The 25,241-nt window shown below is 65.7% G+C and carries 20 protein-coding genes; 8 read left to right on the forward strand and 12 right to left on the reverse strand.

The window, feature by feature from the left end; genetic code table 11:
- Positions 1-32: 32 nt before the first annotated feature.
- The 3 genes from G452_RS0105015 to G452_RS0105030 all read right to left on the reverse strand — a co-directional run bounded on the left by G452_RS0105015 (position 33) and on the right by G452_RS0105030 (position 4,747).
- On the reverse strand, positions 33-1,352 hold the full coding sequence (locus G452_RS0105015) for a malic enzyme-like NAD(P)-binding protein (protein ID WP_022661170.1): 1,320 nt from the start codon (positions 1,350-1,352) through the stop codon (positions 33-35).
- Positions 1,353-1,486: 134 nt separating this feature from the next.
- Complete coding sequence (locus G452_RS18115) at positions 1,487-3,505, reverse strand: TRAP transporter permease (protein ID WP_022661171.1); 2,019 nt, start codon at positions 3,503-3,505, stop codon at positions 1,487-1,489.
- 204 nt (positions 3,506-3,709) lie between these two features.
- Positions 3,710-4,747 (reverse strand): TAXI family TRAP transporter solute-binding subunit, encoded by a 1,038-nt coding sequence (locus G452_RS0105030; protein ID WP_022661173.1) that lies wholly within the window; start codon positions 4,745-4,747, stop codon positions 3,710-3,712.
- A gap of 377 nt (positions 4,748-5,124) precedes the next feature.
- On the opposite strand from G452_RS0105030, the gene G452_RS0105035 reads away from it, so the two are divergent.
- Positions 5,125-6,555, forward strand: coding sequence for a glycosyltransferase 61 family protein (locus G452_RS0105035; RefSeq protein WP_022661174.1), 1,431 nt, complete (start codon positions 5,125-5,127; stop codon positions 6,553-6,555).
- Positions 6,556-6,572: 17 nt separating this feature from the next.
- Positions 6,573-7,220 carry a class I SAM-dependent methyltransferase gene (locus G452_RS20430; protein ID WP_022661175.1) on the forward strand — a complete coding sequence of 216 codons (648 nt, stop codon included), beginning with the start codon at positions 6,573-6,575 and terminating at the stop codon, positions 7,218-7,220.
- 8 nt (positions 7,221-7,228) lie between these two features.
- On the opposite strand, the gene G452_RS0105045 is transcribed toward G452_RS20430, so the two are convergent.
- Positions 7,229-7,867, reverse strand: a complete 639-nt coding sequence (locus tag G452_RS0105045; protein ID WP_022661176.1) for a response regulator — start codon at positions 7,865-7,867, stop codon at positions 7,229-7,231.
- Positions 7,864-10,455 (reverse strand): sensor histidine kinase, encoded by a 2,592-nt coding sequence (locus tag G452_RS20435; RefSeq protein WP_022661177.1) that lies wholly within the window; start codon positions 10,453-10,455, stop codon positions 7,864-7,866. The genes G452_RS0105045 and G452_RS20435 overlap by 4 nt, the downstream gene beginning before the upstream one ends.
- A gap of 140 nt (positions 10,456-10,595) precedes the next feature.
- On the opposite strand from G452_RS20435, the gene G452_RS0105055 reads away from it, so the two are divergent.
- Complete coding sequence (locus G452_RS0105055; protein ID WP_022661178.1) at positions 10,596-11,357, forward strand: RNA methyltransferase; 762 nt, start codon at positions 10,596-10,598, stop codon at positions 11,355-11,357.
- A gap of 34 nt (positions 11,358-11,391) precedes the next feature.
- Here G452_RS0105055 and G452_RS0105060 read toward each other — a convergent pair whose 3' ends face one another.
- On the reverse strand, positions 11,392-12,396 hold the full coding sequence (locus tag G452_RS0105060) for a CARDB domain-containing protein (RefSeq protein ID WP_022661179.1): 1,005 nt from the start codon (positions 12,394-12,396) through the stop codon (positions 11,392-11,394).
- Positions 12,397-12,537: 141 nt separating this feature from the next.
- On the opposite strand from G452_RS0105060, the gene G452_RS0105065 reads away from it, so the two are divergent.
- From G452_RS0105065 to G452_RS0105085, 5 genes are all read left to right on the forward strand, one after another.
- Entirely contained in the window at positions 12,538-13,776 is a 1,239-nt protein-coding gene (locus G452_RS0105065; RefSeq protein ID WP_155887557.1) for an ABC transporter substrate-binding protein, read from the forward strand.
- Positions 13,773-16,412 carry an EAL domain-containing protein gene (locus G452_RS18130; protein ID WP_022661181.1) on the forward strand — a complete coding sequence of 880 codons (2,640 nt, stop codon included), beginning with the start codon at positions 13,773-13,775 and terminating at the stop codon, positions 16,410-16,412. The genes G452_RS0105065 and G452_RS18130 overlap by 4 nt, the downstream gene beginning before the upstream one ends.
- On the forward strand, positions 16,409-17,158 hold the full coding sequence (locus tag G452_RS0105075) for a tetratricopeptide repeat protein (RefSeq protein ID WP_022661182.1): 750 nt from the start codon (positions 16,409-16,411) through the stop codon (positions 17,156-17,158). Before G452_RS18130 ends, G452_RS0105075 begins: the two co-directional genes overlap by 4 nt.
- 9 nt (positions 17,159-17,167) lie before the next feature.
- The gene (locus G452_RS0105080; protein WP_022661183.1) at positions 17,168-18,676 is read left to right on the forward strand and encodes a cobyrinate a,c-diamide synthase; all 1,509 of its coding nucleotides are present in this window, start codon (positions 17,168-17,170) and stop codon (positions 18,674-18,676) included.
- A gap of 370 nt (positions 18,677-19,046) precedes the next feature.
- Positions 19,047-19,418: a hypothetical protein gene (locus G452_RS0105085; protein ID WP_022661184.1), complete on the forward strand. Its 372-nt coding sequence runs from the start codon at positions 19,047-19,049 to the stop codon at positions 19,416-19,418.
- Between the two features lie 45 nt (positions 19,419-19,463).
- On the opposite strand, the gene G452_RS0105090 is transcribed toward G452_RS0105085, so the two are convergent.
- The 6 genes from G452_RS0105090 to G452_RS0105115 form a co-directional block, all read right to left on the reverse strand.
- On the reverse strand, positions 19,464-20,012 hold the full coding sequence (locus G452_RS0105090) for a cysteine hydrolase family protein (RefSeq protein ID WP_022661185.1): 549 nt from the start codon (positions 20,010-20,012) through the stop codon (positions 19,464-19,466).
- Between the two features lie 8 nt (positions 20,013-20,020).
- Positions 20,021-20,695, reverse strand: a complete 675-nt coding sequence (purN, locus tag G452_RS0105095; protein WP_022661186.1) for a phosphoribosylglycinamide formyltransferase — start codon at positions 20,693-20,695, stop codon at positions 20,021-20,023.
- A 108-nt stretch (positions 20,696-20,803) separates the two neighbouring features.
- Positions 20,804-21,865: a methyltransferase gene (locus tag G452_RS0105100; RefSeq protein ID WP_022661187.1), complete on the reverse strand. Its 1,062-nt coding sequence runs from the start codon at positions 21,863-21,865 to the stop codon at positions 20,804-20,806.
- A gap of 135 nt (positions 21,866-22,000) precedes the next feature.
- Positions 22,001-23,527, reverse strand: a complete 1,527-nt coding sequence (gene cobA, locus G452_RS0105105) for a uroporphyrinogen-III C-methyltransferase (protein WP_022661188.1) — start codon at positions 23,525-23,527, stop codon at positions 22,001-22,003.
- Between the two features lie 26 nt (positions 23,528-23,553).
- The gene (locus G452_RS0105110) at positions 23,554-24,171 is read right to left on the reverse strand and encodes a hypothetical protein (protein WP_022661189.1); all 618 of its coding nucleotides are present in this window, start codon (positions 24,169-24,171) and stop codon (positions 23,554-23,556) included.
- Positions 24,168-25,184 (reverse strand): AAA family ATPase, encoded by a 1,017-nt coding sequence (locus G452_RS0105115; RefSeq protein WP_022661190.1) that lies wholly within the window; start codon positions 25,182-25,184, stop codon positions 24,168-24,170. Before G452_RS0105115 ends, G452_RS0105110 begins: the two co-directional genes overlap by 4 nt.
- Positions 25,185-25,241 lie beyond the last annotated feature (57 nt).

Consider the following 25,241-nt stretch of genomic DNA (forward strand, 5'->3'; position numbering starts at 1 on the left):
CCGGAGCCTTTGATTCGGTCGGAGAAAGGCGGCTAGAAGCCGTAGTCGAAGGAGTCCACCACGCCGGCGGTGCGGGCGATGGAGGCGTCCATGCGGGCGCGCAGCTCTTTCTTGTACTGCTCCATGTCCAGCTTGATGGTGGCCACGCCGGTGTCCATGGCGGCCTGGGCCACGGCCGGAGCCACCCAGGTCAGCACGCGCGGGTCGAGCGCCTTGGGGATGATGTAGTCGATGCCGAATTCCAGGTTGTCCACGCCGTAGGCCGCGGCGATTTCCTTCGGGCAGGGCTCTTTGGCCAGGGCGGCCAGGGCCTGGGCCGCGGCGATCTTCATTTCCTCGTTGATGGTCGTGGCGCGGCAGTCCAGCGCCCCGCGGAAGATGAAGGGGAAGCCGAGCACGTTGTTGACCTGGTTGGGGAAGTCCGAGCGGCCCGTGGCCATGATGCAGTCCGGGCGGGCGGCCTTGGCCACGTCGTAGGGGATTTCCGGGTCCGGGTTGGCGCAGGCGAAGATCATGGGCGAGGGGGCCATGGACTTGACCATCTCGGCGTTGATCTTGTCCTTGACCGAGAGGCCCAGGAAGCAGTCCGCGCCCTTCATGACCTCTTCCAGGCTGCCGTGGTCCTTTTCCTGGGCGAAGTAGGCCTTGTGCTCGTTGAGGTCGGTGCGTCCCTTATGGATCAGGCCGCGCGAGTCGAACATGAAGACGTTTTCGCGCTTGACGCCCATGGCCTCGTAGAAGCGCGTGCAGGCGATGGCACCGGCGCCCGCGCCGGAAACCACGACCTTGATCTCCTCGATCTTCTTGCCCGCGATTTCCAGGGCGTTGAACAGGCCCGCGCCGGAAATGATGGCCGTGCCGTGCTGGTCGTCGTGGAAGACCGGAATGTCCATCTCCTGGATGAGACGGCGTTCGATCTCGAAGCACTCCGGAGCCTTGATGTCCTCAAGGTTGATTCCGCCGAAGGTGGGGCCGAGCAGCTTGCAGAAATTGACGACCTCGTCCGGAGTCTTGGCGGAGATGTTCAGGTCGTAGACGTCCACGTCCGCGAAGATCTTGAAGAGCACGCCCTTGCCTTCCATGACGGGCTTGCCCGCCTTGGGGCCGATGTTGCCCAGGCCGAGCACGGCCGTGCCGTTGGAAACAACGGCCACGAGGTTGCCCTTGTTGGTGTATTCGTAGACCTTTTCCTCGTCCGCGTGGATGGCCCGGCAGGCCTCGGCCACGCCGGGGGAATAGGCCATGGAGAGGTGTTTCTGGGTCTTGCAGGGCTTGATGGAAATGACTTCGAGCTTACCTTTGCGCTTTGCGCGATGGTATTCGAGAGCTTCCTCTTTGGTGAACAGCGCCATTGGATGCGGCCTCCGTTGGAATATTGATTGGTGGAAACAAATGCTTCTGCGTAGTGCGCGCCGCGAACGCCGTCAAGTGCGGAAGAAACTTTGCGGGGGACCGGCCGATCCGGCCCCCCGCGCGGCTTGGAGGATCATGCGGCCGCGAGCTTTGCCTCGCGGACGTTTTTCGTTTTTTGAATGGCGTAGACGCCGAGGCATACGCCGATGCCGAGCACGTCCGTGATGCGGTTCGGGTGGTAGCACATGAAGGTGCCCACGGCGAAGAGCAGCCACTCGTACCAGGTCGTTCTGCGTATCATATAGCCCATGGTCAGCGAGGAGAAGGCGATGGTTCCGATGATGGCGCTGGCAAAGGTCATGCCCACGTCCATGAACGAACCGTGCAGGAGCATGCCTGGTTCGTAGGCGAAGAGGAAGGGAACCACGTAGAGCAGCTTGGCGAACTTGAACGAGGTCCAGCCCGTCTTCCAGGGGTCGGCCCCGGCGATGGCCGCGCCGGCGTAGGCCGCCACGCATACGGGCGGCGTTATGTTCGAGTCCTGGCTGAACCAGTAGACGATCATGTGCGCGGCTATGAGCCCGTAGGCGATTTCTCCGGGCAGGGCGTCGGGGTAGACGCCGGAGAGCACGAAGAGCTCGTTCAGGGCGGGCACCGCGAGCACGGCCACGATGAGGTAGGAAGCCGTGACCGGCACGCCCATGCCGAGCACGAGCGAGGCGATGCCGATGAGCAGGATGGCGATGGGCAGCTGCATCATGTCCGGCACGCTGGTGGCCATGGCGATGATGATGTCCGAGAACTTCAGCCCGATGCCGGTCTTGGCGATGGTGCCGACGATGATGCCGATGACGCCGACCGTGGCGCCGATGACCAGGGTGTTCTTGGCCCCGACCACGATGGCGTCCCAGATTTGCTTGGGGCCCATGCGGTATTCGGGGTCGAACCAGGAGATCACGATGCAGGACACCGTCGCCCAGAACGCGGACGCGCCCGGCGAGTAGCCCTTGAGCATCATGGCCACGATGATCACCAGCGGCAGGGACTTGTACCAATGCTTTTTGAAGATGTCCCGCGCGCGGCCCAGGTCTTCATCCTCCAGGCCTCGAATGTCGTGCTTCTTGGCCTCGAAGTGGATCATGGCGAACACGGAGAGGAAGTAGAGGAAGGCCGGGAAAATGGCCATCTTCATGATTTCCACATACGGCGTGTTGGTCAGCTCGGCCATGAGAAAGCCGCCCGCGCCCATGATCGGGGGCATGAACATGCCGCCGATGGAGGCGGCGGGTTCGATGGCGCCCGCCACGTGGGGCCGGAAGCCCGCGCGTTTCATCAGCGGGATGGTGAACGCTCCGGTGGAGACCGTGTTGGCGATGGCCGAGCCGGAAACCGAGCCGAAGAAGGCCGAGGCCACGACGGCCACCTTGGCCGGGCCGCCCGTGGTCTTGCCCGCCAGAGCCAGGGGCCAGTCGATGAAGAACTTGCCCACGCCCGATTTGTGCAGGAAAGAACCGAAGAAGATGAACAGGATCACGTAGGTCACGAGCACGTTGGCCATGATCCCGAACACGCCGTCCAGGGAGATGAACAGGGTGATGCCGATGTCGTGCACGGTCAGGCCCCGGTGGGCCAGCGGGCCGGGGAAATACGGCCCGAAGTAGCCGTAGAAGAGGAAGAGCAGGCCCGCGATGGTCATGGACCAGCCCAGAACGCGGCGGCAGACCTCCAGGGAGACCACCAGCCCCACGAGGCTGACAGCGAGGTCGAGCTGGGTTTCCGCGCCCATGCGGTAGTTCAGGTCCGGAAACTCGATGATCCAGTAGCCGATGCAGCCCACGGAAACCAGTGCGAGCAGGATGTCCAGCGCGGTGGGGCGCTCGCGGTTGGAGCTGGCCAGCATGGGATAGCAGAGAAAGACCAGCACGTAAGTGATGAGCACGTAGATGCCGCGGTAGTAGTTGGTCGCGGTGGATTGCACGCCCGCGTTGAAGTAGTAGAACGAGACCATGAAAACGCCGAGGACGCTGATGAACAGGCCCCAGAAGCCGTGCAGCTTGCGCGCGGCCTTGGCGTCTTTTTCCATTATCTTCTTGAGCTGCTCTTTGTTCTCGGCGCTCAAGCCTTTTTCAACAAGAGTAGTGTCTTCGGACATCATCCCTCCATGACGGGGATAAGGATGAAAAGATGGCGCAAAAGATCCGCTGCGGCGGGCACGGCGCGCTGCGCTCGGACTTGAGATCCTGGCGCTGCGCGGCGACGAGGCGTTCCCGCACGGTTCCGCTGTAAAGAGACCTTCCGACGAACGGATTCCGAAAGGGTCCGGGGCGCGGACGGGCCGCGCCCCGGATTCGGATCGTTACTTGAGTTTTGCCGGGATGCTCAGACCCTTCTCTTCCCAGAACTTCACGGCGCCGGGATGCAGGGGCACGGACACGCCGTCGATGCCGCTCTGGATGCTCATGGCCTTGGCGGCCTTGTGCGCGGTGGCCATGTCCTTGAGGCCCTGCTCGGCGTAGACCGCGGTGAGGGCGTCGTAGACCACGTCGTCGGCGACCTTGCCGTTGGTGCACCAGAGCGCGGAGTCCTGGAAGGTCTTCACGGCTTCGTCCTGGCCCTCGTAGGTGCCGGCCGGGATTTCCGTGGGGGTGTAGAAGGGATAGGCGTCATAGAAGCCGGACTTTTCGGCGTCCATGTTCACGTTCAGCAGCGTGACCGGGGTGCGGGTGGCCGCTTCGATGATGGAGGAGTTGGGGTAGCCGACCAACACCCAGAAGGCGTCGATCTTGTTGTCCGAGAAGTCGGCCGCGGCCTGGGAGTAGCCCAGGTTGCGGGGCTCCATCTTTTCCCAGATGCCGAGGTGCTTGAAGAACCGCTCGGCGGAGAGGGCCGCGCCGGAGCCGGGGTTGCCGATGGCCACGATCTTGCCTTCGAGGTCGTAGGCGGAAGCGATGCCCGCATCCTTGCGGACCACGAGCTGGGCCGGAGCGCCGTAGAGGAAGGAGATGGCGCGGACGTTCTCATACTTGGTTTCATCGTTGACGAGCTTGCCCATGCGGCCGAGGTAGGCGTCGCCGGAGTAGACGATGCCGAAGTCCACGGAGGCCTTGTCCAGGGTGCGCAGGTTCTCGGCGGAGCCGCCGGAGCCCTTGGGGGAAACGTCGAGGTAGTCGTAGGTGTGGCTGATGATGCTCGACATCTTGTTGGCGAAGAAGTTGAAGGTGCCGCCGGTGGGGCCGCCGCCGAAGGCCAGGAACTGCTTCTCCTTGGCCGGGGCCGCCTGCTCCGTGGCCTGCTCGGCCTTGGGTTCGGCCTTTTTCTCCTCGCCGCAGCCGGTCAGGGCCAGCAGGCCGAGCACGAGCGCCAGTACGAATGCCAGGTTCAGAAACCGTTTCATGAAATCCCTCCTTCCTGGTTCCGGGGTTTTGAATAACGCCCCCGGACAAGACGTTTTGAAATAGGCCGGGCCTCGCCGCCCGCACCGATGCGGACGGGGCCGCTGTCCCATGAGGGAAGCATCCAGCCTACCGGGCTTATGTAGCAAAGACCAGAGCCGAGGAAAACGAGAAGGTTGCTGATTTTCGTGTAAGAAAAAAACCTACAAGCCGGAGCGGCGACCCCTTGGGGGGACGGCCGCCCGGAGGGCAGGCGCGGCGGGCCGTGATGATCCTGGCGTGGCGGCCTGAAATTTGCAAGGCTTGGCGGCGAGATCTACTTTTCCCTGCTGGCCCGGTTCGGCCTCGCCAGTCGGGCGAATCCAGCGAGGTGTCGTTGATGATTGAAGTGCCGAGCCTTGAGGAATTGCTGAAGGACGAGAGCGGCCGCGATTTGTTCTGGACCTGGTTGCAGCCCGCCAAAGGCGCGCTCGACGCGGAGCGGTTCCGTTCCAATGTGCCGCTGCGCTGCTTCAGGACGCGCGTGCTGCACGGCACAGGAGGAGCGATCCTTCTGCCCGCGTGCAGGATGTTCCGGTATCAACGTCTGCGCATGACCCCGCTGGTGCCCCATGCCCGGAAGTATCCGGAGTGGGTCCGCATTCACGATTCCCAGGGACGGCCCGCACGGGAGATCCTGCCCCGGATCACCCCGGACGCGCTCCGGCCCCGCGCGTACCGCGATCCCGTGTTCCGCCCAGGACGCTTCGTGTACCTCGGCTTCGTCCTCATGCATTACGGGCATCTGCTTACGGAATTTCTTTCGCGCATGTGGTTCGATCCGGCCATGTTCGGCCCGGAGACGCGGTTTCTGGTCCAGGCCCGCGAAGAGCACCAGAACTGGTGGCGCGAGGGCGTGGGCTTTTCGCGCGAGATCATGCAGATGATCTGCCGGGCGTTCGGGGTGCCCCTGGACCGGGTCGAGTTCGTGGACAGGGAGGCCGAGTACGAGACGGTCTTCGCCCCCACGCCGCTGAACGACTACCCTGTCGCCTCGCGTCCCGAGGTCGCCTCCCTGTATGATCGTCTGGCCGAGCATGTGCTCGAGCGGCATCCCGAGGCGGACGTGCCCGGAGCCGGAGAGCACGTATTTCTCAGCAGGAGCGCCCTGCCGGGAGAGCGGAGGACGTATTACAACGGCGCCGAAGTGGACCGCGCCTTCGCGGACCTCGGCTACAGCGTGGTCCACCCGGAGCGGCACTCCTTCCCGGCCCAGGTACGCATGCTCCAGCGCGCCCGGGTCGTGGCCGGGGAAGAAGGCTCGGCCCTGTGCGGGGCCATGTTCGCGAAACGGCCCGAGGTGGTCTATCTGGAGTCGGGCCGATTCCATTCCAACCTGCCGAACATGCTCTACCACCACGCGGAGCGGTTGCACTACGTGGTTCCCCACGAGAATTGGGAAGGAATAGCGCCGGTCTCGCTGTTTTCCAAACTCTATCTGCCCCGGCGCACCCTGGAGCGTTCAATTTCCGGCATACCGGGGGCGAGGCCTTCGGAACCCCAGGCCTTTGCCGCCGAGGACGCGGGCTACCTGCCCATGTTCGAGGCCGCCCAGCGGGGCGACGTCGCGGGCTGCGCCGAGCAGCTGGCCCGGCTCGTCCAGCGCAGGCCGGGCAGCTTTCAGCCGGACGTGCTGCCCGCGCTGCTGCAAAACCTGCGGGAGGCCGGAAGCACGGAGCAGCTGATGGAACTGTTCTCCAAGGCCGCGCGCGAGGTGCTTCATTTCCATGCCGGGCTGCGCGGCGGTTCCGCAGCCCCGACAAATCATTGACACGGAGGACGACGCTCATGAACCGGGTGGAGTTGATCAACATCATTGGCGAGCACATCGGCGCGAAGGACTACCTGGAAGTGGGGGTGCGCTTCGGCGCGTGCCTCAGCGGAATCCGCACCCCGAACCGCGTGGGCGTGGACCCGCAGCCCATGCTGCACGAGGCCAAGCCGGAGCACCGCCCCGGCCTGGAAGGGGTGTCGCTCTATCTTTGCACCAGCGACGAATATTTCGCGAACACGGGCGAACGCTTCGACCTCGTGTTCGTGGACGGGATGCATCTCTACGAGTTCGCCATGCGCGACCTGCTCAACGCCCTCAATCTGCTGCGGCCCGGCGGGTTCGTGGTGCTGCACGACATGTGCCCCCGCAGCGCCGTCGCGGCCGGACGCCGACGGACCTCCACGGAATGGAACGGCGACGTCTGGAAAGTCTCTCTGGACGTGCATCTTCACTATCCCGACATCGGCTTTTTCGTCGCGGATACGGATTTCGGCCTGGGCGTGTTCTGGAAGCGGAATCCCGAAACCGTCTATCCGGTGCGCTGGGATCCGGATCTGCCGGACGTGGGCTTCGGGCTGTACGAGAAAAGCGCGCAGACCTTCCAGCCGCGCATCGAGCCGACCCCCGAAGCCCTGCGCAGCAAGCTGGCCGAGCTTCGCTGATCCGGCCCTCAGACCTCCACCAGTCCGTGCTGGATGGCGAAGCGGGAAAGCTCGGCGTTGTTGCGCAGGCCGAGCTTCTTGAGCAGGCGCAGGCGGTAGGTGTCCACGGTCTTCACGCTCAGGCTGTAGGCCTCGGCCACCTCGCGGTTGGTCCGGCCCAGGGCCAGGGCGCGCAAGACCTGCATCTCGCGCTGGGACAGGGATTCCAGCCGGGAGCGGTGGTCCCCGCCGCGGGCCATGCGCTGGGCCAGCAGCTCGGCCACTTCCGGGCCGAGGTAGCGCCCGCCCGCCATGACCTTGCGGATGGCCCCCACCAGCTCTTCCGGCGCGGAGCGCTTGGTCAGGTAGCCGCGCGCGCCCGCGGAGAGCGAGCGCACCACGTATTGCTCCTCCTCGTGCATGGTCAGCACCAGGATGGGCATGGCGGGCATCTCCTCCTGGAGCCGGGCGATGACTTCGAGCCCGTCCTGTCCGGGCATGGAAATGTCCACCACGGCCACGTCCGGCCGCACCTCGCGGGCCTTGGCAATGGCCTCCGGCCCGTCCGCCGCCTCGCAGGCGACGCTCATGTCGCCGGAATCCTCGATGATGCGGCGCAGCCCCCCGCGCACGATGGAATGATCGTCGGCCAGCAGCACGCGGATCATGTGAAGTTCCTCCTGGTTTCCGGACGCCGGGTCCTGTCTTTTCCACCCGCCGCCGGCGGGGGGGGCGAGTGCTTCGTGCCCGGCGGGGCGGCCTGTTCCGTTTCATCCAGCGGCAGGCGAAGCCGGATTTCCGTGCCCCGGCCCGGAGCGGAGCGGATTTCCAGCACGCCCCCGGCCAGCCCGGCGCGCTCCTGCATTCCGGCCAGCCCCAACGTGTCGCGCGAGGCGGCCAGAACAGGATCGAAGCCGCGCCCGTCGTCGCGCACGCGCAGTTCGATATGTCCTTCCGTGCGGGCCAGCCTGACCACCGCCTCGCTGGCGTCGGCGTGCCGGGCCACGTTGGTCAGCGCCTCCTGGGTCACGCGGTAGGCCGCCGTGGCCAGGCGTTCGGGCGTTTCCTCCACTCCGGCGCTCTCCAGGCGGCAGCGGATGCCGGTGCGCCGTTCGAAATCCGCGGCGTACCATTCCAGGGCGTCGTGCAGGCCGAGGTCGTCGAGCACGGCCGGGCGCAGGCGGGTGGCGATGTGGCGCACGTCCGAGATGGTCGCGTCGATCAGCTCGCACATGCCTTCGGATCGTTCGGCCAGGGCCGGGTCCGAAACGGGATGCGCGTTTTGGGCCGCTGCCGCGCCCCGCGCCCGCAGCCGGTCGCGCAGCCAGACCGCGTCCATGCGCAGAACCGTGAGCACCTGGCCCAGCTCGTCGTGCAGCCGCCGGGCAATGGCGGCGCGCTCGCGCTCCTGGCTGGCGAGCACGGAGCCGGAAACCCGGCGCAGCTTGTCCTGCGCGTCCTTGAGCTCGCTGATGTCGATGCCGATGCCGCAGACGCGGATGACGTCGCCCTGGTCGTCGAGTATCGGAAACTTGACGGAAAGATAGGTCCGGTCGCCGCGCTCCAGCCGGAAGCTTTCCTCCACGCGCACGGGCCGCCGGGTTTCCAGGGCCTCGCGCTCGCTCTCCTCCAGGGTGCGGGCCGTGGCCGGGGCGTGCACGTTCCGGGCGGACCGACCCATGATCGCCTCGCTGCGCACGCCGAAGACCTCCTCGTAGTGCGGGTTCACGAGCACGAAGCGGCTGTGCGCGTCCTTGATGGAAACGATGGCCGGGGTGTGGCGCAGGATGGAGGTGATTTCGCGGGTGCGTTCCGCCACCTGGCGCTCCAGGTCTTCGGAGTAGCGCGCGAGCAGCTCCTTGGCGCGCATCAGTTCTTCCTCGGCCTTTTTGCGGGCCGTTATGTCCACGGAAACGGCCACGGAGCGGATCACGTTGCCTTCCGCGTCGCGCTCGGCCGTGGCCGAGAGCAGCACGTCCAGGTCGCGCCCGTCCTTGGTGGCGAACTGGTAGGGCACGTCGCGGATTTCGCCGGTGCGGAAGAATTCGGGCAGGGCCTGCTCCTTGGCGAAGTCGCGGGACTTGTCCGTGTGGAAGTCGAGAATGCGCATGCCCACCGCCTCTTCGCGGGAATAGCCCATCATTTCCACCCAGGAGTCCGAGACGGAGAGCAGGCGGCCCTCGGCGTCGATGGAGTGCAGCATGGCCGGGGTGTTGTGGTAGAGGGAGCGATAGCGCTCCTTGCTCTCCAGCAGCTCGGCCTCGGCGCGCTTGCGCAGGGCGATGTCCTTGCTGGCCAGGAGGTAGAGCGCGGAGACGATCAGCCCGACGAGCAGGCAGAGCACCAGGACCACGCTGCCGGAGGCGCGGAACGACGCCGTGGGCACGCCCGTGGGGATGGCGTCGATGTCGCGCAGGTAATAGATGCGCCAGCCCCGGAAGCGGGGCAGCTCCATGCTCGAAGCGAGCATCTCCCGCCCGTCCGTGTCGCGGGCGCGGCCTTTGGAGAGTTCGAGTTCCAGCCCGGACCAGGGCCAGGGGCCGTCCCCGAACTGTCGGGACGTGGCCAGGGCCTCGATCTCGTCCGTTTCCAGACGGTTCAGGCTGCGGAAGAGCCATTCCGGCCTGCTGGAGCCGAAGATCACGCCGTCCGGCGAAACCAGCAGCACCGTGCCGGGGTAGGCCTGGAGAAATTCGTCTTCGATGACGCCGATGGGCGTCTTGATCACGGCCACGCCCAGGATCGTGCCGGAGCCGGAAGCGTAGACCGGATGGCTGTAATAGGCCCCGCGCACGCCGGAAGTCGCGCCCAGGGCCATGTACGTGGCGGAGAAGCCCTTCATGGCTTCGGTGAAGTAGGGACGGTAGCCGAAGTCCTGGCCCACGAAGGAGTCCGGCTCGTAGCGGTTGCTGGAGGCCACGGTCCGGCCGCTGGTATCCATGAGATAGCAGACGTCCACGGCCAGCACGCTTTTGAAGGTGTCCAGGAGGGTGTTGGCGTCGGTCAGGGCGCCCGCGCCCTTGTCGGCCAGGGCGCGCCGCAGCTCCGGCAGCCCGGCCAGGGCCTGCACGGGCTGGAGATTCGCCGAGAGGTACGAGGAGAGCTGGTCCGTGATCATCCGGGCGCGGGAGTCCGCCTCGATCTTGGCCTCGTGCAGGGTCGCCTCCTTGAGCGAGGCGTAGTAGAGGTAGCCGCCCACCGAGGTGGAGACGAGCACGAGCAGGCTCAGGGCCAGGAGGATCATGCGCAGCTTCATGGGCACTCCGGTTGCGGGTCCGGCAATGGAATAGCGCAAAAGCGCTCCGGGGGGAACCGGAGGCGCGGCGGTTCGCCTTCGGAGGTCCGGACTTTACAGAACCCCGCGCCCTGGCCTATTGCCGGGCCGGAGGTGATCGCATGCTTGCAGATGTCCGCGTGGTGCTTTTCGAGCCAAAGTTTCCGGAAAACGTCGGGTCCGTGGCCCGCGCCTGCCTGAACATGGGCGTATCCGATCTGGTGCTGGTCGAGCCGCACAACTTCGATCTGGACAAGGCCCTGCCCCTGGCCACGGCCCACGCGGCGGACATACTCGCGTCCGCCCGGATTGCGGGCACCCTGGCCGAGGCGCTGGAGGGCTGCGAGGCGGCCTACGGGGCCACGGCGCGCACGGGGGGCTGGCGCAGGGGCATCATGTCGCCCGCGACCCTGGCCGGAGCCGTGCACGAGCGGCTGCTGCGCCGGGCGCGCGTGGCCCTGGTCTTCGGCCCGGAGGACAAGGGCCTGACCAACGCGGAAACCGCGCTCTGCACCGCGCTCTGCACCATTCCCACCAACTTCCAGGGCACGTCCCTGAATCTGGCCCAGGCCGTGGTCATATTGCTTTACGAATGCTTCAGGAAGGCGCTGGAGCAGCCTTTCGAGCCCGCGCATCAGCCCGTGGAGCGCGGGTGCAGCGTGGCCGAGCGCGAGACCCTGAACGAGGAGATCAAGCGCGCCCTGCTGGACGTGGATTTCCTGCGCGAGCAGGACGCGGACTACAAGATGATGGGGCTGCGCCGCCTGCTGGGCCGCATCGACCTCAAGCGCGGCGAGTTCAACATGCTCATGGGCGTCTGCCGCCAGGTGCGCTGGGCCGCGCGCAAGGCGGGCATCGCGGGCTCCGGGGGAGCGGAGTCCTGAGCGCGCCCGGCTCTTCCGGCCGGGCCTTCCCTTCCTAGAAATCTTCGGTCTTGGCCGGGGGCAGCGAGGTGAAGGTCGCGCTCAGGGCGTTGTTCGTCTCGTCGCTTTCCGAAATCTGGTCGTCGAAATCCGCGATCACCGCCAGGGTGTGCCTTCCGGCGGGCAGGTGCATGGGCAGCAGCACCGAGCCCCTGTCCCCTTTGGCCGTGCCCGGCGCGAGGCCCTGGATCATCTGGCGGTCCGGGCAGGTCTCCGGGCGGGCCGTGTTCGTGCCGTCGAGCAGGCAGAAGGCCATGAAGAACCGCCCGGCGGGTTCGCCGCCCTGGTTCTTGATCTCGAAATCGACCAGCACGGTCTGGCCCGGCAGGTATTGCTCCGGCGGGATGACGGCGCTCGTGAGCACGAGGTCCACCCCTCCGGGATGCCCGGCCGCTGCGGGCTCCTGCCCGGAGGCGGTCTGTCCGGGCGTGCCGTAGTAGCGTTCTTTGGGACTCGCGGGCGCGGAAGGGGCCGCTGCCGTAGCCTGGGCGGAAAGAGCCGCCGGAGCCTGGGGCTGGACCGCGAGTCCCGTTGCTGCCTGCCGCCCCACGCTGAAGGCCGCGCCGAGCGCGTTGTTCGTTTCGTTCAGTTCGCGCACGGCGTCGGCGTCGTCGGCCACGGCCACGAACTGCCCCGGTCCCGCAGGCAGGCCCTGGGGAAGGCGCACGGCAACCCTGCCGTCCAGGCGTTCGCCCGGAGCGAGCCGGAGCACGAGCTTGTCCGTGAGCGGCGCGTCGCCCGGCCCGGGCAGGTTGCCCGTGGTGAAGTAGAAGCGCACGTAGAAATTCTCGGCGGGAGCCGTGCCCGTGTTCTCCAGGCTGAAGTCGAGCAGCAGCCTGCCGCCGGGTTCCTGGGCCGCGAGCGAAGGGGCCAGGCGCGTGAGCGCGAGGTCGGGCAGGGCGGCGGCGCGCGCCGGGGCCGGGAGCAGGGAGCCCGCCAGGAGCAGGGCCGACAGAAGCCTGAACAGCAGACAGGAGAGGGGACTCGTCTTTTCTCTCATGGTGTCTCCGGGCGCTTGCGCCGCGAACGTTGCATTCCACGTCATGCAGAGCGCATAGCATGAGGCGGCCGCCCAAGTACAGACGCGCAGTCAGGCATTGATTTTATCGTGTTCTCGTGGCTATATCCAAAAATCATGCGCATGAAGGGAAAACTGCTGATTCTGCTGCTGGGAGTGTTGCTGCTCCAGCATCCGAACGCTTGCCTGGCCCAGGAGCCGGACGAGCTGGTGTTCGGCATGTCCGCGGCTTTTTCCGGGGCTTCGCGCGGCCTGGGCATCGAATACTACCGGGGCGTGAGCGCATGGCTGAACAGCGTCAATGAGCTCGGCGGCGTCCACGGCCGCAGGCTGCGCGTCGTCGCCTACGACGACGGCTACGACCCCATTCCGACCATCCGCAACACCATCCGCCTCGTGCGCGACGACCATGTCTTCGCCCTGTTTTCCTACATCGGAACCCCCACGGCCACGCGCATCCTGCCGCTGCTCAAGCGCTTCAAGAACGAGCACGTCTATCTGCTCTTCCCGCTGAGCGGGGCCCAGCCCCTGCGCGAGCCGCCCTACGGCAGCTACGTCTATAATCTGCGGGCCTCCTACTTCGAGGAAACGCGCGGGCTGGTGCAGCATTTCACGGCCCTGGGCCGAAAGCGCGTGGCGGTTTTCTACCAGGCGGACGCCTACGGCCGGAACGGCTGGGACGGCGTGCGGCGGGCCCTTGCCGACGAAGGGCTGAACATCGTCTCCGAGGCGGCATACCGTCGCGGCGCACGTTTCTCGTCGGACTTCAGCGCGGAGGTGGAGCTCTTGAAGCAGGGCGATCCCGACGCGGTGATCACCGTGGGCTCCTACGCGGCCACAGCGGCCTTCATCCGCGACGCCCGCGACAAGGGCCTGGACGTGCCCGTGGCCACGGTTTCCTTTTCCGACTCGGACAACATGCTCCGGCTGCTCGACGCCGTGGGCAAGCGCGTGGGCAGGGACTACACGCATGATCTGGTCTGCTCCCAGGTGGTTCCGAGCTACGAAGATCTCGAACTGCCCGTGGTCCGGCTCTACCGCGAAATGATGGACAAGTTCGCGCAGATGCCTCCGGACAGTCTGTTGCGGGAGCCCTACATGCCGCATCGCTATTCCTTCGTCAGCCTCGAGGGCTTTCTCAACGCCATGCTCCTGGTCCGCATGGTCGAAAACCTCGGCCCGAACCCCTCGCCGGAGGGGATTCCGGAAGCCATGAACGCGCTGGGTGGGGAGTCGCTCGGCCTGGACCATGCCCTGCTCTTCAGCGGCCAATGCCGCCAGGGCCTGGACGAAGTATACTACGTGACCGTGGACGAGGGCCGCTTCGTGCCGATCCAGGACTGGTCGAGGTGGAGCAAGTGAGACGTCCCGGCCTGTTCGCCAAGACCCTGGGCTTCATGGTGGTCATCTTCGGCGTCATCGCCACGGCGACCTCCGTGCTTTCCGGCTGGCAGACGCACAATCAGCTCACCGAGGAATACGAGTCCAAGGCCCTGGCCCTGGCCTACAGCATGGCCCAGTCCGACCTGGACAGCATCCTGGACCGGGACGCCGCGGCCGTGCAGTCGCGCATCGACCAATACCTGCGCATCGACGGCGTGGCCTACGTGCTGGTCACGGACGACAAGGGCGACGTCATCGCCCACACCTTCACCCCGACCATTCCGAAGGAAATCCGCGAGATCGTGGCCCTGGAAACCAAGCGCACCTTCGAGGGCGGGGAATACGACATCCGCAAGGTGCGCTACGGGAACGTGCAGTCCCTGCACGTGACCATGCCCATACTCACCGGGCTGGTGGGGTACATCCACATCGGCATGGACATGGGCCTCATCACGGCCTTCATCCGTTCGGCCATCGTCAAGCAGCAGGTCATCACGCTGGTGCTCTTCTTCACCAGCGTGGCCGTGGCCTGGGCGTTCATGAACAACATCTCGCGTCCGCTGATGAGCCTGCGCGACTACGCCAAGCGCGTGGCCCGCCACGACTTCAGCACCCCCATCCACATCGATTCCAAGGACGAGGTGGGGGATCTGGCCGAGGCCATGTCCTCCATGGCCGTGGACATCCGGGAGCTGGTGGACCATCTCGAGGAGCGCGTGCGCCAGGCCACCAGCGAGCTGCAACAGGCCAAGGACGAACTGGAGGAAAAGGTCGCCGAGCGCACCAGGGAACTCTCCCGCACCAACATCCAGCTCAAGATCGAGGTGGCCGAGCGCAAGGTCGTGGGCGAGGCCCTGCGCAAGACCGAACAGAAATACCGCTCCATCTTCGAAAACGCGGTGGAGGGCATTTATCAGGTCGGGCGGGACGGCCATTTCATCAGCGCCAACCCTTCCCTGGCGCGCATCTACGGCTTCGGCACCTCGGCGGAATTCATGGCGGGCATGAACGCCTCTCCGGAGAGCTTTTATTTCGACGAGAGCCGCCGGGAGGAGTTTTACCAGACCCTGGAGCAGGAGGGCGAGGTCAAGAATTTCGAGTCGCGGGTCCGCCGGGGCGACGGCAGGGTCATCTGGATTTCCGAGAACGCGCGGCGCATCGTGGATTCGCGGGGGCGCACCCTGTATTACGAAGGATCGCTGGAAGACATCACCCTGCGCAAGGAAACCGAAGACCAGCTCATGCACCAGGCGTTTCACGATCCCCTGACGAACCTGCCCAACCGTCTTCTTTTCCAGGACCATCTTCAGATGGCCATGGAGCGTTCCCGGCGCAGGCCCGGCTACCTCTTCGCCGTGATCTATCTCGACCTGGACCGCTTCAAGATCATCAACGATTCCCTGGGGCACGACATCGGCGACAGCCTGCTGCGCACCGTGGCCCAGGTGCTGGTGAACTGCGCCCGGACCATGGACACCGTGGCCCGGTTCGGCGGGGACGAGTTCGCCATCCTGCTGGAGGAGATCGCCGCGCCCCGCGACGCCATCAAGATCGCCCGGCGCATCCTCGACGAGACCTCCAAGCCCTTCAACCTGGAGGGCAACGAGGTCTTCACCTCGGCGAGCCTGGGCATCGTCCTGCACACCCAGGACTACGAGCGGCCCGAAGCGCTCCTGCGCGACGCGGACACGGCCATGTATCGCGCCAAGGAGCTGGGCAAGTCGCGCTTCAAGGTCTTCAACCAGCGCATGCACGAGCAGGCGCTCCATCTCATGGAGCTGGAGACCGACCTGCGCAAGGCCCTGGATCAGGACGAGTTCGCCGCCGTGTATCAGCCCATCGTCTCTCTGGAAGACATGAGCATTTCGGGATTCGAGGTGCTGGTGCGCTGGCTGCACCCCACGCATGGAATCATCAACCCGGACAGCTTCATTCCCCTGGCCGAGGACACCGGACTGGTCTACGGCATCGACCTCTGCATGCTGGAGACGGCCTGCGCCCAGGCGGCCCGCTGGAAGGAGCGGTTTCCCGGGCGGTTCTTCGACGCGGAGGAACCCCTGCGCATTTCCCTGAACTTTTCGGGCAAGCACCTCAAGCAGCCTGTGCTCATTTCCCGCGTGGACGAGGCGTTGACGCGCCATTGCCTGGATCCGGGCATCGTGAACCTGGAAATCACCGAACATACGCTCATGGACAACCCGGCCCAGGCGGGAGAGATGCTCAACAAGCTCAAGGAAGTGGGCGTGGGCCTGTGCATCGACGACTTCGGCACGGGCTATTCCTCCCTTTCCTACCTGCAACGATTCCCCATCGACGTGGTCAAGATCGACCGCAGCTTCGTCATGGGCCTGGAGAACGACCGGGACAGCCGAACCATCGTCAATACCGTGATCTCCTTGGGCCTCGCCCTGGGGCTCAAGGTGGTTGCCGAGGGGGTGGAAACGCCGCAGCAACTGGACATTCTTCGGCAGGCGGGGTGCCGCTTCGCCCAGGGATTCCTGTTTTCGCAGCCGGTTTCCGCCGAGGAGGCCGAGCGCATGCTGGCCGAGGGCGGCTCCATGCGTGAGGCGGTCGAGGCCGGGAGAATGGACGAAAAAGCCGGAGACGAAATATGAACGGACCGGATCAGAACGGCAACGAAGAGCTTTGCGGAGTCTTTTCCATCCGCAAGTCCATGAAGATCGGCACGGGCGCCACCCAAAAGCGCGTGCAGCAGAGCTTCAACTATCTTGTGCGCGAGCTGGAGGACGGCAACATCGAGATCCAGCCCCTGGGCGAGGATTACGTTCCCCTGGGCAACCGGGAGATCATCGACCGCGAGCGGCTTCTGGCCGACTACATGCCGGAGCCCGCGCTCTGGCAGGAAAAAGTCCTGCCCAAGATGCGCGAGATCCAGAAGCACCTGGCCAGGGGGGACAAATACCGCAAGCGGGGCGAAACCTTCACCGCCGAGTATGAATACAACAAGGCCCTGCGCCTGGACGAACGCAACGTGCGCGCCAACTTCGGCATCGGCCTCGTCTACCTGGAGCGCGGCGACGCGGAAAAGGCCCACGAAGTCTTCGAACGGGTCGTGGGCATCGAAGCGGCCTTCGAGGACGACCACAAGCACCTTTTCAACGAATTCGGCATCAACCTGCGCAAGAGCGGGCTTTTCGACGACGCGGTTCGCTATTACCGCAGGGCGCTGGAGCTGGCCGCCAGCGATGAGAACCTGCACTACAACCTGGCCCGGGCCTACTACGAGAAGGGCGACCATCCCCACGCGGCCCGGCACCTCAACGCCTGCCTGGCCATGAATCCGCAGCACGCGGAAGCCAAGAGCTTCCTGGCGAGCCTGCAAAAGCGCGGGCTGGCCTAGCTGGTCGCCATGTCCGCCAACGCTCCGGCCCATCCCGCGTCCGGCGCGGACCGTTTTTTCGCAGAATCCCCGACGCCGGGGCCGCGCGGCCTGCTCATCGCAGGAACCCGTTCCGGCTGCGGCAAGACCTCGGTCAGCCTCGGCATCATGGCCGCCCTGGCCCGGCGCGGCCTGGACGTGCGGCCCTTCAAGGCCGGACCCGACTTCATCGACCCCCTGCACCACGGAGCCGCCGCGGGACGCCCCTCGCACAACCTCGACGGCTGGATGCTCACGCGCGATTGCGTGCGGGGCATTTTTTCCCGTGGCGCGCGCGGAGGCGACGCCGCCGTGGTCGAGGGCGTCATGGGCCTTTTCGACGGGGCTTCGGGCCGGGACGAAAGCGGCTCCTCGGCTCAGCTCGCAAAGTGGCTCGGCCTGCCCGTGCTGCTCGTGGCCGACGCCTCCTCCCTGGCGCGTTCCGCCGCGGCCCTGGTCGGCGGCTACGCCCGCTTCGACCCGGACCTGCGGTTCGCCGGGGTGGTGCTCAACCGCGTGGGCAGCGCCCGCCACGAGGAACTCCTGCGCGAGGCCCTGGAGTCCGTGCCCGAACTGCCGCTCCTGGGCTGCCTGCCGCGCGCGCAGGGACTGGAGCTGCCGTCGCGGCATTTGGGGCTGGTCACGCCGGATTTTCCGGCGCAGGGAGCGGGGCGACGGAATGCTTCGGAACGCGGGAACAGCGATGCGGGGCAGGAATGGGATGCAGGGGTCTATGGACGGCTGGCCGACTGGGTCGAGGCCCATTTGGACCTGGACGCCCTCCTGGCGGGACTTCCGGGCCTCAAGCCCGCGCGGCGCGATGCGGAACCCGAAGGCGCGGGCACAACAGGCAAGGTGCGCCTGGGAGTGGCCAGGGACGAGGCCTTCTGCTTCTGCTACGCGGAAAACCTGCGCCTGCTGGAGCGGGCGGGCGCGGAGATCGTCTTTTTTTCCCCCCTGCGGGAAACGCGACTGCCTTTCGGGCTGCACGGGCTCTACCTGCCCGGGGGCTACCCCGAACTCCATGCCGACAAGCTGGAGGCCAACGCTTCCATGCGCGACGACGTGCGTTCTTTCTGCGCAGCGGGGCGGCCGGTCTATGCGGAATGCGGCGGGTTTCTCTACCTGCTGGCGGAGCTGGGGGAGGCCGGAGTCGGCCCGACGCGCGCCATGTGCGGCGTCTATCCCGGCCGGGCGGTCATGCGTGACCGTTTTCGCGCCCTGGGCTACCGCGAAGCGCGCCTGACCCTGGACACGCCGCTGGGCCGGGCCGGATCGATCGCGCGGGGGCACGAGTTCCACTACTCCGAGCTGGACGGGGAGCCGGGAGGGCGGAGCGCCTACGCGGTCGCGGACCGCCTGGGACGCCGCACGGAAGCGGGCGGCTGGCTCGCCGGACCGGGCGGCAACGTGCTCGGCTCTTACGTGCATCTGCATTTCGGATCCAACCCGTTGCTCGCGGAGGTGTTCGTCAGGCGCTGCGCGGGCAACGACGCATAACCCCGGTTTTCCGAAACAACGCCGCCGTACCGGGCGTGCATGAGGTCTTGTCCGCGTTGCAGGGGATTGCCCCTGGGCGCGGCGTCGCTCTTTCGGGCTGCTGCTGACGCGCCCCGTGCAGGGCGAAGCACCTGTCATCCATGTTCTTTTCTGGGCGGACGGTTCGGCCGGACCGCACTATGCTGCCGTACAACAGCTTCTATTCTATGGGCGGTGCACGGTTTCCGCTTGTGAAAGACTACGTTTCTTCGCTTGACAAGCACCTCTTGAATAAAGCAATGCTATCGCAACTATGCTTTTTGCTGATGAATAAAGGCGACCGAACGGCAGATGTGTGCTTTACTTGTAATGCTGCTCCCGGAGACAATGCGTGCGCTTTGAAGTGCGGCATCATATCGAAGAGAACGTGTTGGTCATCGAGGTCAGCGGTGATCTGAGCACGTACGCTGCCTCCGAACGCCTGCTGGAAGAGAACCGGGCGCTGATGAGGGCCAGTGGAAAGACGCGGGTGCTCATCGACATGGGAAGCGTTGAGAAACGGCTGGAAGTCGGCGACGCCTTTTTCTTCGTGCGGAACGTTCCCGCACTGGAAAAGCACTACCGCTGCGCGTTTCTGGACCGGCCCGCGTACCGTGACTATTCGCTCTACTATGAAGCCACGGCCAAGAACGCGGGGCACGACTTCAAGGTGTTTTTCGACCGTTCCGAAGCGTTGCAATGGCTGCGGAGCGAGAAGGGATGATTTTCGGAAGGGAGGCTGCCGGGGCGCCTGGAGATGCGGTGCGGCTCAGCGCACCTCGAGCAGCGGGAGCAGTTTCGCCGTCGGCAGGACGCGGATCGCCGATTCCGGCGTGATCAATTCTTCCCAGACCCAGTTGTGATGGCGGATGACCTCTTCGGCGTCGAGATGCGGGCGGTCCGCCGTGGTGTGGGCGTCCGAGGCCGCAAAGACCTCGTAGCCCAGGCTCGCGGCGGCGCGCAGGGTCGTGTCCACGCAGAAGTCCGTGCAGCATCCGGCCAGGACGAGCCGGCTCGCGCCGAGTCCCTGCAACACGGCGTGCAGATTGGTGCGGCAGAAAGCGTCGCAGGCGGCCTTGTCCACCACGGGGTCGCTGTCCGCGCGGTCCAGGTCCGGCAGGATTTCCCAGCCGGGCGTTCCCGGTTCCAGGCTTTCCCCCGGTCTGCCCGCGTGGCGAACGAAAACGACGGGCGTGGCGCTTTTCCGGGCGGCCCGGATCAGCTCGTTGATGCGGCGCACCACGCCCCGCGCGTCGAAGCGCGGCGTCTGCGGCGAGAACAATCCCGCCTGCATGTCGATGACCAGCAGCGCGAACATGGCGCTTGCTAGAAGCCCTGTTCCAGCGCGGGGCTGACAAGCGCGTTTTCCGGCGCGGGCGCCGGAGGCCTGCCCGCGTCCCGGAGCGTGACGTGGCGGCCTTCCACCCGCAGGCGGCCCTCGGCCAGCCACTGGATCGCCTGGGGGTAGATGCGGTGTTCCAGGGCCAGGATGCGCCCGCCCAGGGCATCGCCGCCTTCGCCGGGAAAGGCGGGCACCGCCGCCTGAATGATCACCGGGCCATGATCCATCTTCTCATCCACGAAATGCACGGTGCAGCCGGAAATGCGCACGCCGTAGTCCGCGGCGTCGGCCTGGCCGTGCACGCCCGGAAAGCTGGGCAGCAGGGCGGGATGGATGTTCACGACGCGGCCCGGAAAGGCGTTCAGGAATTCCGTCGTCAGGATGCGCATGAACCCGGCGCAGACCACTGTTTCGGCTCCGGCTTCGCGGATGGCCCGGACCATCTCGGCGTCGAAGGCTTCGCGCGAGGGATAGTCCGTGTGATCCAGGGCCAGGGCGGGGATGTTGTGGTTGCGCGCGCGCAGCAGGCCGTAGGCGTCCGGCTTGTTGGAGAGCACGAGCTTGATCTCGGCGTCCAGCGCTCCGGATTCGATGCGGTCGATGATGGATTGCAGGTTCGAGCCGCTGCCGGAAACCAGGACGGCGATGGGAAGGGCCATGTTCGCTCCTTGCGTTGACGTTGCCGCTTCCTCTTACCCGTCAAGCCCCAGGGCCGCAAGAGTCGCCAGGAGCAGTTTCCCGCGCCGGGCCGGGCGATTTCCGCTGCCCTACGGCCTGCGCCCCAGGAGCATCCGCGTTTCCGGGCCAGCAGGCAGGCTGCGAAGGTCCGTGAAGCCCGCCCGCGTGAGCCATCCGCGCGCTTCGGTTTCGGTATAGGCGTCGCCCGCCTCGGTGTTCACGAGCATGTTCAACGCGAAAACAGCGCCGAAGGCCGGCTCGGTGCGGCTTTCGTCCATGAGGAAGTCCACGAGGGCCAGCGAGCCGCCGGGACGCAGCACCGCGAAGCAGCGCCGGACCAGTTCCGCGCATTGCTCCGGGCCGAACATGTGCGCGATGGCCGAGACGAAGACGAGGTCGTAGAAACCGCCGGACGGGTCCATTTCTCCGAGCTCGCCGCCGGGAATCCAGTCCGCAGCGGTCCAGTCCGGGACGAGCATGTCGCCGGGAAGGGCGGAGATGCGCCCGGCAAGACCGGCCTCCCGCACATAGTCCTCGGTCAGCCGGGCGACTTCCGGCAAATCAAGGACCACGGCGTGCAGTCCCGGTTCGGCCCGGCACATGGCCATGGAATAGACCCCGGAACCGCCGCCCACGTCCAGCGCGCGGCGCGCTCCCGCCAGCGGCAGCCTGGACGCCAGGGCGTCCGTTCCTGCCTTGGCCCTGGAGTGCATGGCCGCGATGAAATGCCTGCGCCGCGTGTCGTCGTCGAAGTGCGGATCAAGCACGCTTCCGCCGCGGCGCACGGCCTGGGTCAGGGTGCCCCAGTTGGCGTAGAGGTTGGAGAGATGTCCCAGGGACATCTGTTTCGGGCTCTCGGCGGAGAGCAGCTCAAAGGCCGTGTCCGTGGCGCGGTAGGCGTCGTCCTTCTTGGCTGCGAGGCCCAGGGCCGCGAGCGCGCCCAGAAGCCGGTCCAGGCCGCGAACGTCCACTCCGGGCGAATCGCTCCCCGGCGCCGTCAGCCTGGGCGCGAGGTCCGAGGCGCGCCGCCACTCCCGGCCCAGATGCGTGAACAGGTCCAGGTCCGAGGCCGTGAGCAGCACCCGGCTGCGCTGAAAGGCCGAGGCCAGGGCGCGGATGTCGTCGGCGGTGGCGGGAGTGTGGTCGGACATGGCTGCTCCTTGGTTCGGGGTGCGGATTCCCCCAAGCATACCATTTCGCGCCGCGAGTTCAAGAACGCCGCACGCAAAAGCCCCGGCAACGCGAACGCTGCCGGGGCCGGTGAGTTCTTTCTGTCCGCTCCGAGGCTATTCGGCCTTGAGCAGCGCCTCCACCAGCGCGGGGATGGTGTAGTCCTCGGGCTGAAGGTCCGGGCGCAGACCGTGCTTCTCCAGCGTCTTGGCCGTGACCGGGCCGATGCAGGCCAGCCGGGCCTTGCCGGGGTTGGCGGCCTTGTAGTCCTTGAGCGCGTCCGCGTCCACCAGCTCGAAGAAGTTGTCCACGGTGCTGGAGCTGGTGAAGGTCACGTAGTCCAGCTTGTCCTTGGTCAGCGCGTCCATGATCTCCGCGCCGTCTTCCTGGGCCAGCTTGGTTTCGTACACGGGCAGCACCTGGACGTGGGCTCCGGCCTCGGCCAGCTGTTCCGGCAGCACCTCGCGGGCGACCTTGGCGCGGGGGATGAGCACGTTCTTGCCCACGATGCCGCGTTCCAGCAGCCCCGCCACCACATGCTCGGCCACGTATTTCTCCGGAATGAAGTCCGGCTTGATGCCGCGCTCGCGCAGGGCGTCCGCCGTGGCCGGGCCGATGGCCGCGATCTGGATGCCGCCGAAGATGCGCGAATCCAGGCCGATCTCGCCGAGCTTGTCCCAGAAGAACTTGACGCCGTTGACCGAGGTGAAGACCACCCAATCCTGCATGGGCAGGCGCAGGATGGCGGTTTCCAGCTCCTCGTAGCTGTCCAGCGGCTCGATCGTGATGGTCGGGAATTCGTAGACGTGCGCGCCCAGGTCCGAGAGCGTGCGCACCAGTCCGCTGGCCTGTTCGCGCGCGCGGGTCACCACGACGCCCTTGCCGAGCAGGGGCCGCTTTTCGAACCAGGCGAGCTTGTCGTGCAGGCCGCAGACCCCGCCGACCACGATGATGGACGGGGCCGCGAACTTGCGGCGCTCGGCCTCGGCCGCCACTTCCGCCAGCGTGGACACGAAGCTCTGCTGCTCCGCGCGGGTGCCCCAGCGCACGAGCGCCACGGGCGTCTGCGGGTCGCGCCCGCCCTCGATGAGCCGCTCGGAGATCATGGGCAGGTTCTTCACGCCCATGTAGAAGACCAGGGTGCTGGTGCTCTTGGCGTAGACGTCCCAGTTGTGGCCGCTTTCTTCCTTGGTGGGGTCTTCGTGCCCGGTGATGAAGCAGACGCTGGTGGTGTGGTCGCGGTGGGTCACGGGGATGCCCGCATAGGCCGGGGCCGCCACGCCCGCGGTCACGCCGGGCACGACCTCGAAGGGCACGCCAGCCTCGACCAGCTCTTCGGCCTCCTCGCCGCCGCGCCCGAACACGTAGGGGTCGCCGCCCTTGAGCCGGGCCACGCTCTTGCCGCTCTTGGCCAGCTCCACGATCAGCTCGTTGATCTTGTCCTGGGGCAGGGTATGGTCGCCGCCCTTCTTGCCGACATAGATGATCTCGGCGTCCTTGCGGGCGTATTTGAGGAATTCCTTGTTGGCGAGGTAGTCGTAGACCACCACGTCGCAGGTTTCGATGAGTTCCTTGGCCCGCACGGTGAGCAGGCCGGGATCGCCGGGGCCGGCGCCGATGAGATAGACGGTAGCTGTGGTCATGGTCGTGCTCGTTCGTTTGCGTTGAGTCATGCGCCGAGGAATTGGTGAAATGACTCTTCGTTGTTGACGATATCGCAGGGGAGAACGTCTGGCTCGCCCCAGTGCGCTGCGGCCAGCGGCTTGAGCGCCGTTCGGAATGCGTAACGGTGGTTGATAATTTCCCGGTAGCTGAAGTTGACGATTAACAAATAGCGACCGGAGAGCTTCTCCTGGGAAAAATCTTGAGAGAGCGCCGGATAGAGTCCTTCGAGAACAATCAGCGAGCCCTTGAGCTTGTCCGCAAGCCGCAACGACTGGATCTTGGCGTCGAGGAATTCTTGATACCGCTCCAGGCAGAGCCGAGTGGTTTCGGCGGGGGTGGCTCCGCGTTTGGTCTTTGGGCAGACTTGGTGGTGAAAGTTGAGTTCCGTGTCCCTCAGGCCCTTCATTTCCAACAGCGAGAGCAAGTCCATGCCCTTGACCGCATCACAGCGTGCACCGTCCGTAGTGGCGGGCGTTACGCCTCCCAGGGAATGCGCATAGGTGTCCAGGTCGAAGACTTCGAGCGTGCTTTCCGTGCAGCAGGACTTGTCCAACTCCCCGATGGGGGAGCGGGACAGTTTCCCCTTGGCGCAGGCGGCATCCAACGTGGCCGCAAGGCTCATGCATCCCCCTGGTGCAGGGAAAGCTGCATCAGCGGCAGCGCGAGCTGCTTGTAGATCGGTTCCGGATCGTCGGTCACGTCCCGCATGACCACGGGGCCGTCGGCAGTGCGTTCGCTAAGATAGAAATGGCACTTTTCGCCGAGCTTCTTTTTGCCCACGAATTCCATGGCCTCCACGAACACCGGACTGTGCGTAGTCATGAGCACGTTCAGCCCGAGTTCGTCCACCATGCTCACGAGCAGCTTGGCGTATTCGAGCTGCCACTTGGGGTGCATGTGCACCTCGGGTTCGTCGAGGATGAGCAGGAAGCCGGGGCGGGCCAGACCGAGTTCCAGGATGCGCTGGATGAAGCCGAAGGCCTGGATGCCCGTGGCCACGCTGGGCATGGGGATGGATACGTCGCCGCGCTGGAAGCGGGGCGAGCTGTTCTCGAAGACAATCTTGCCGTTAACGGTCTTTTCGATGGACAGCAAAAGCCCTTTTGCGTCGCCTTCCAGTGGCTTTACCGAGCCGTTAAGCCGGGAATAGGCGTCGAAATAGGTATAGGGAAATTTGATGGGGTATTGCTCATTTCTGGCTTGCGCCTTCGCGGTTTCGGAGGCGATGCCCTGAAAGGTGTCAAAGAGTTGCCAAATCAAGGGTGTCTCTAAGAAAAGTACATCCTTGAACTTCAAAGTGGATTGGGGAGCCGGCCCGTTCATTAAGAAGGCGTTACGGGCTCCAGTGCTGTCCTTTAAAAACTCAACCTTGAATAGCTGAATGCCGTGCTCGTCCAAGACGTTGAAATGCCCGGGACGACAGTCAAGACCAAGGGCGTTCCAGTAGGAATTGGGGAACTCATATGAAAGAGAGCGTTCCCCCTGCCGCTGCCGCTTAGCTGCCTCCAAAAACGCATAGACCAGCTTGCCCACGGTGCTCTTTCCGGTGTCGTTGTCACCGGCGATCACGGTCAGGCCGTCCAGGGCGATATCCGCTTCCCTGATGGGGGCGAAGTCCCGGATGCTGATCTTCATGGCGTGTCTCCTTGGTAGATGATGGCCTGAACAGGATCGTTTCTATCCTGTTCAGGC

It is taken from the genome of Paucidesulfovibrio longus DSM 6739, assembly GCF_000420485.1.
GTDB classification, from domain to species: Bacteria; Desulfobacterota; Desulfovibrionia; order Desulfovibrionales; family Desulfovibrionaceae; genus Paucidesulfovibrio; species Paucidesulfovibrio longus.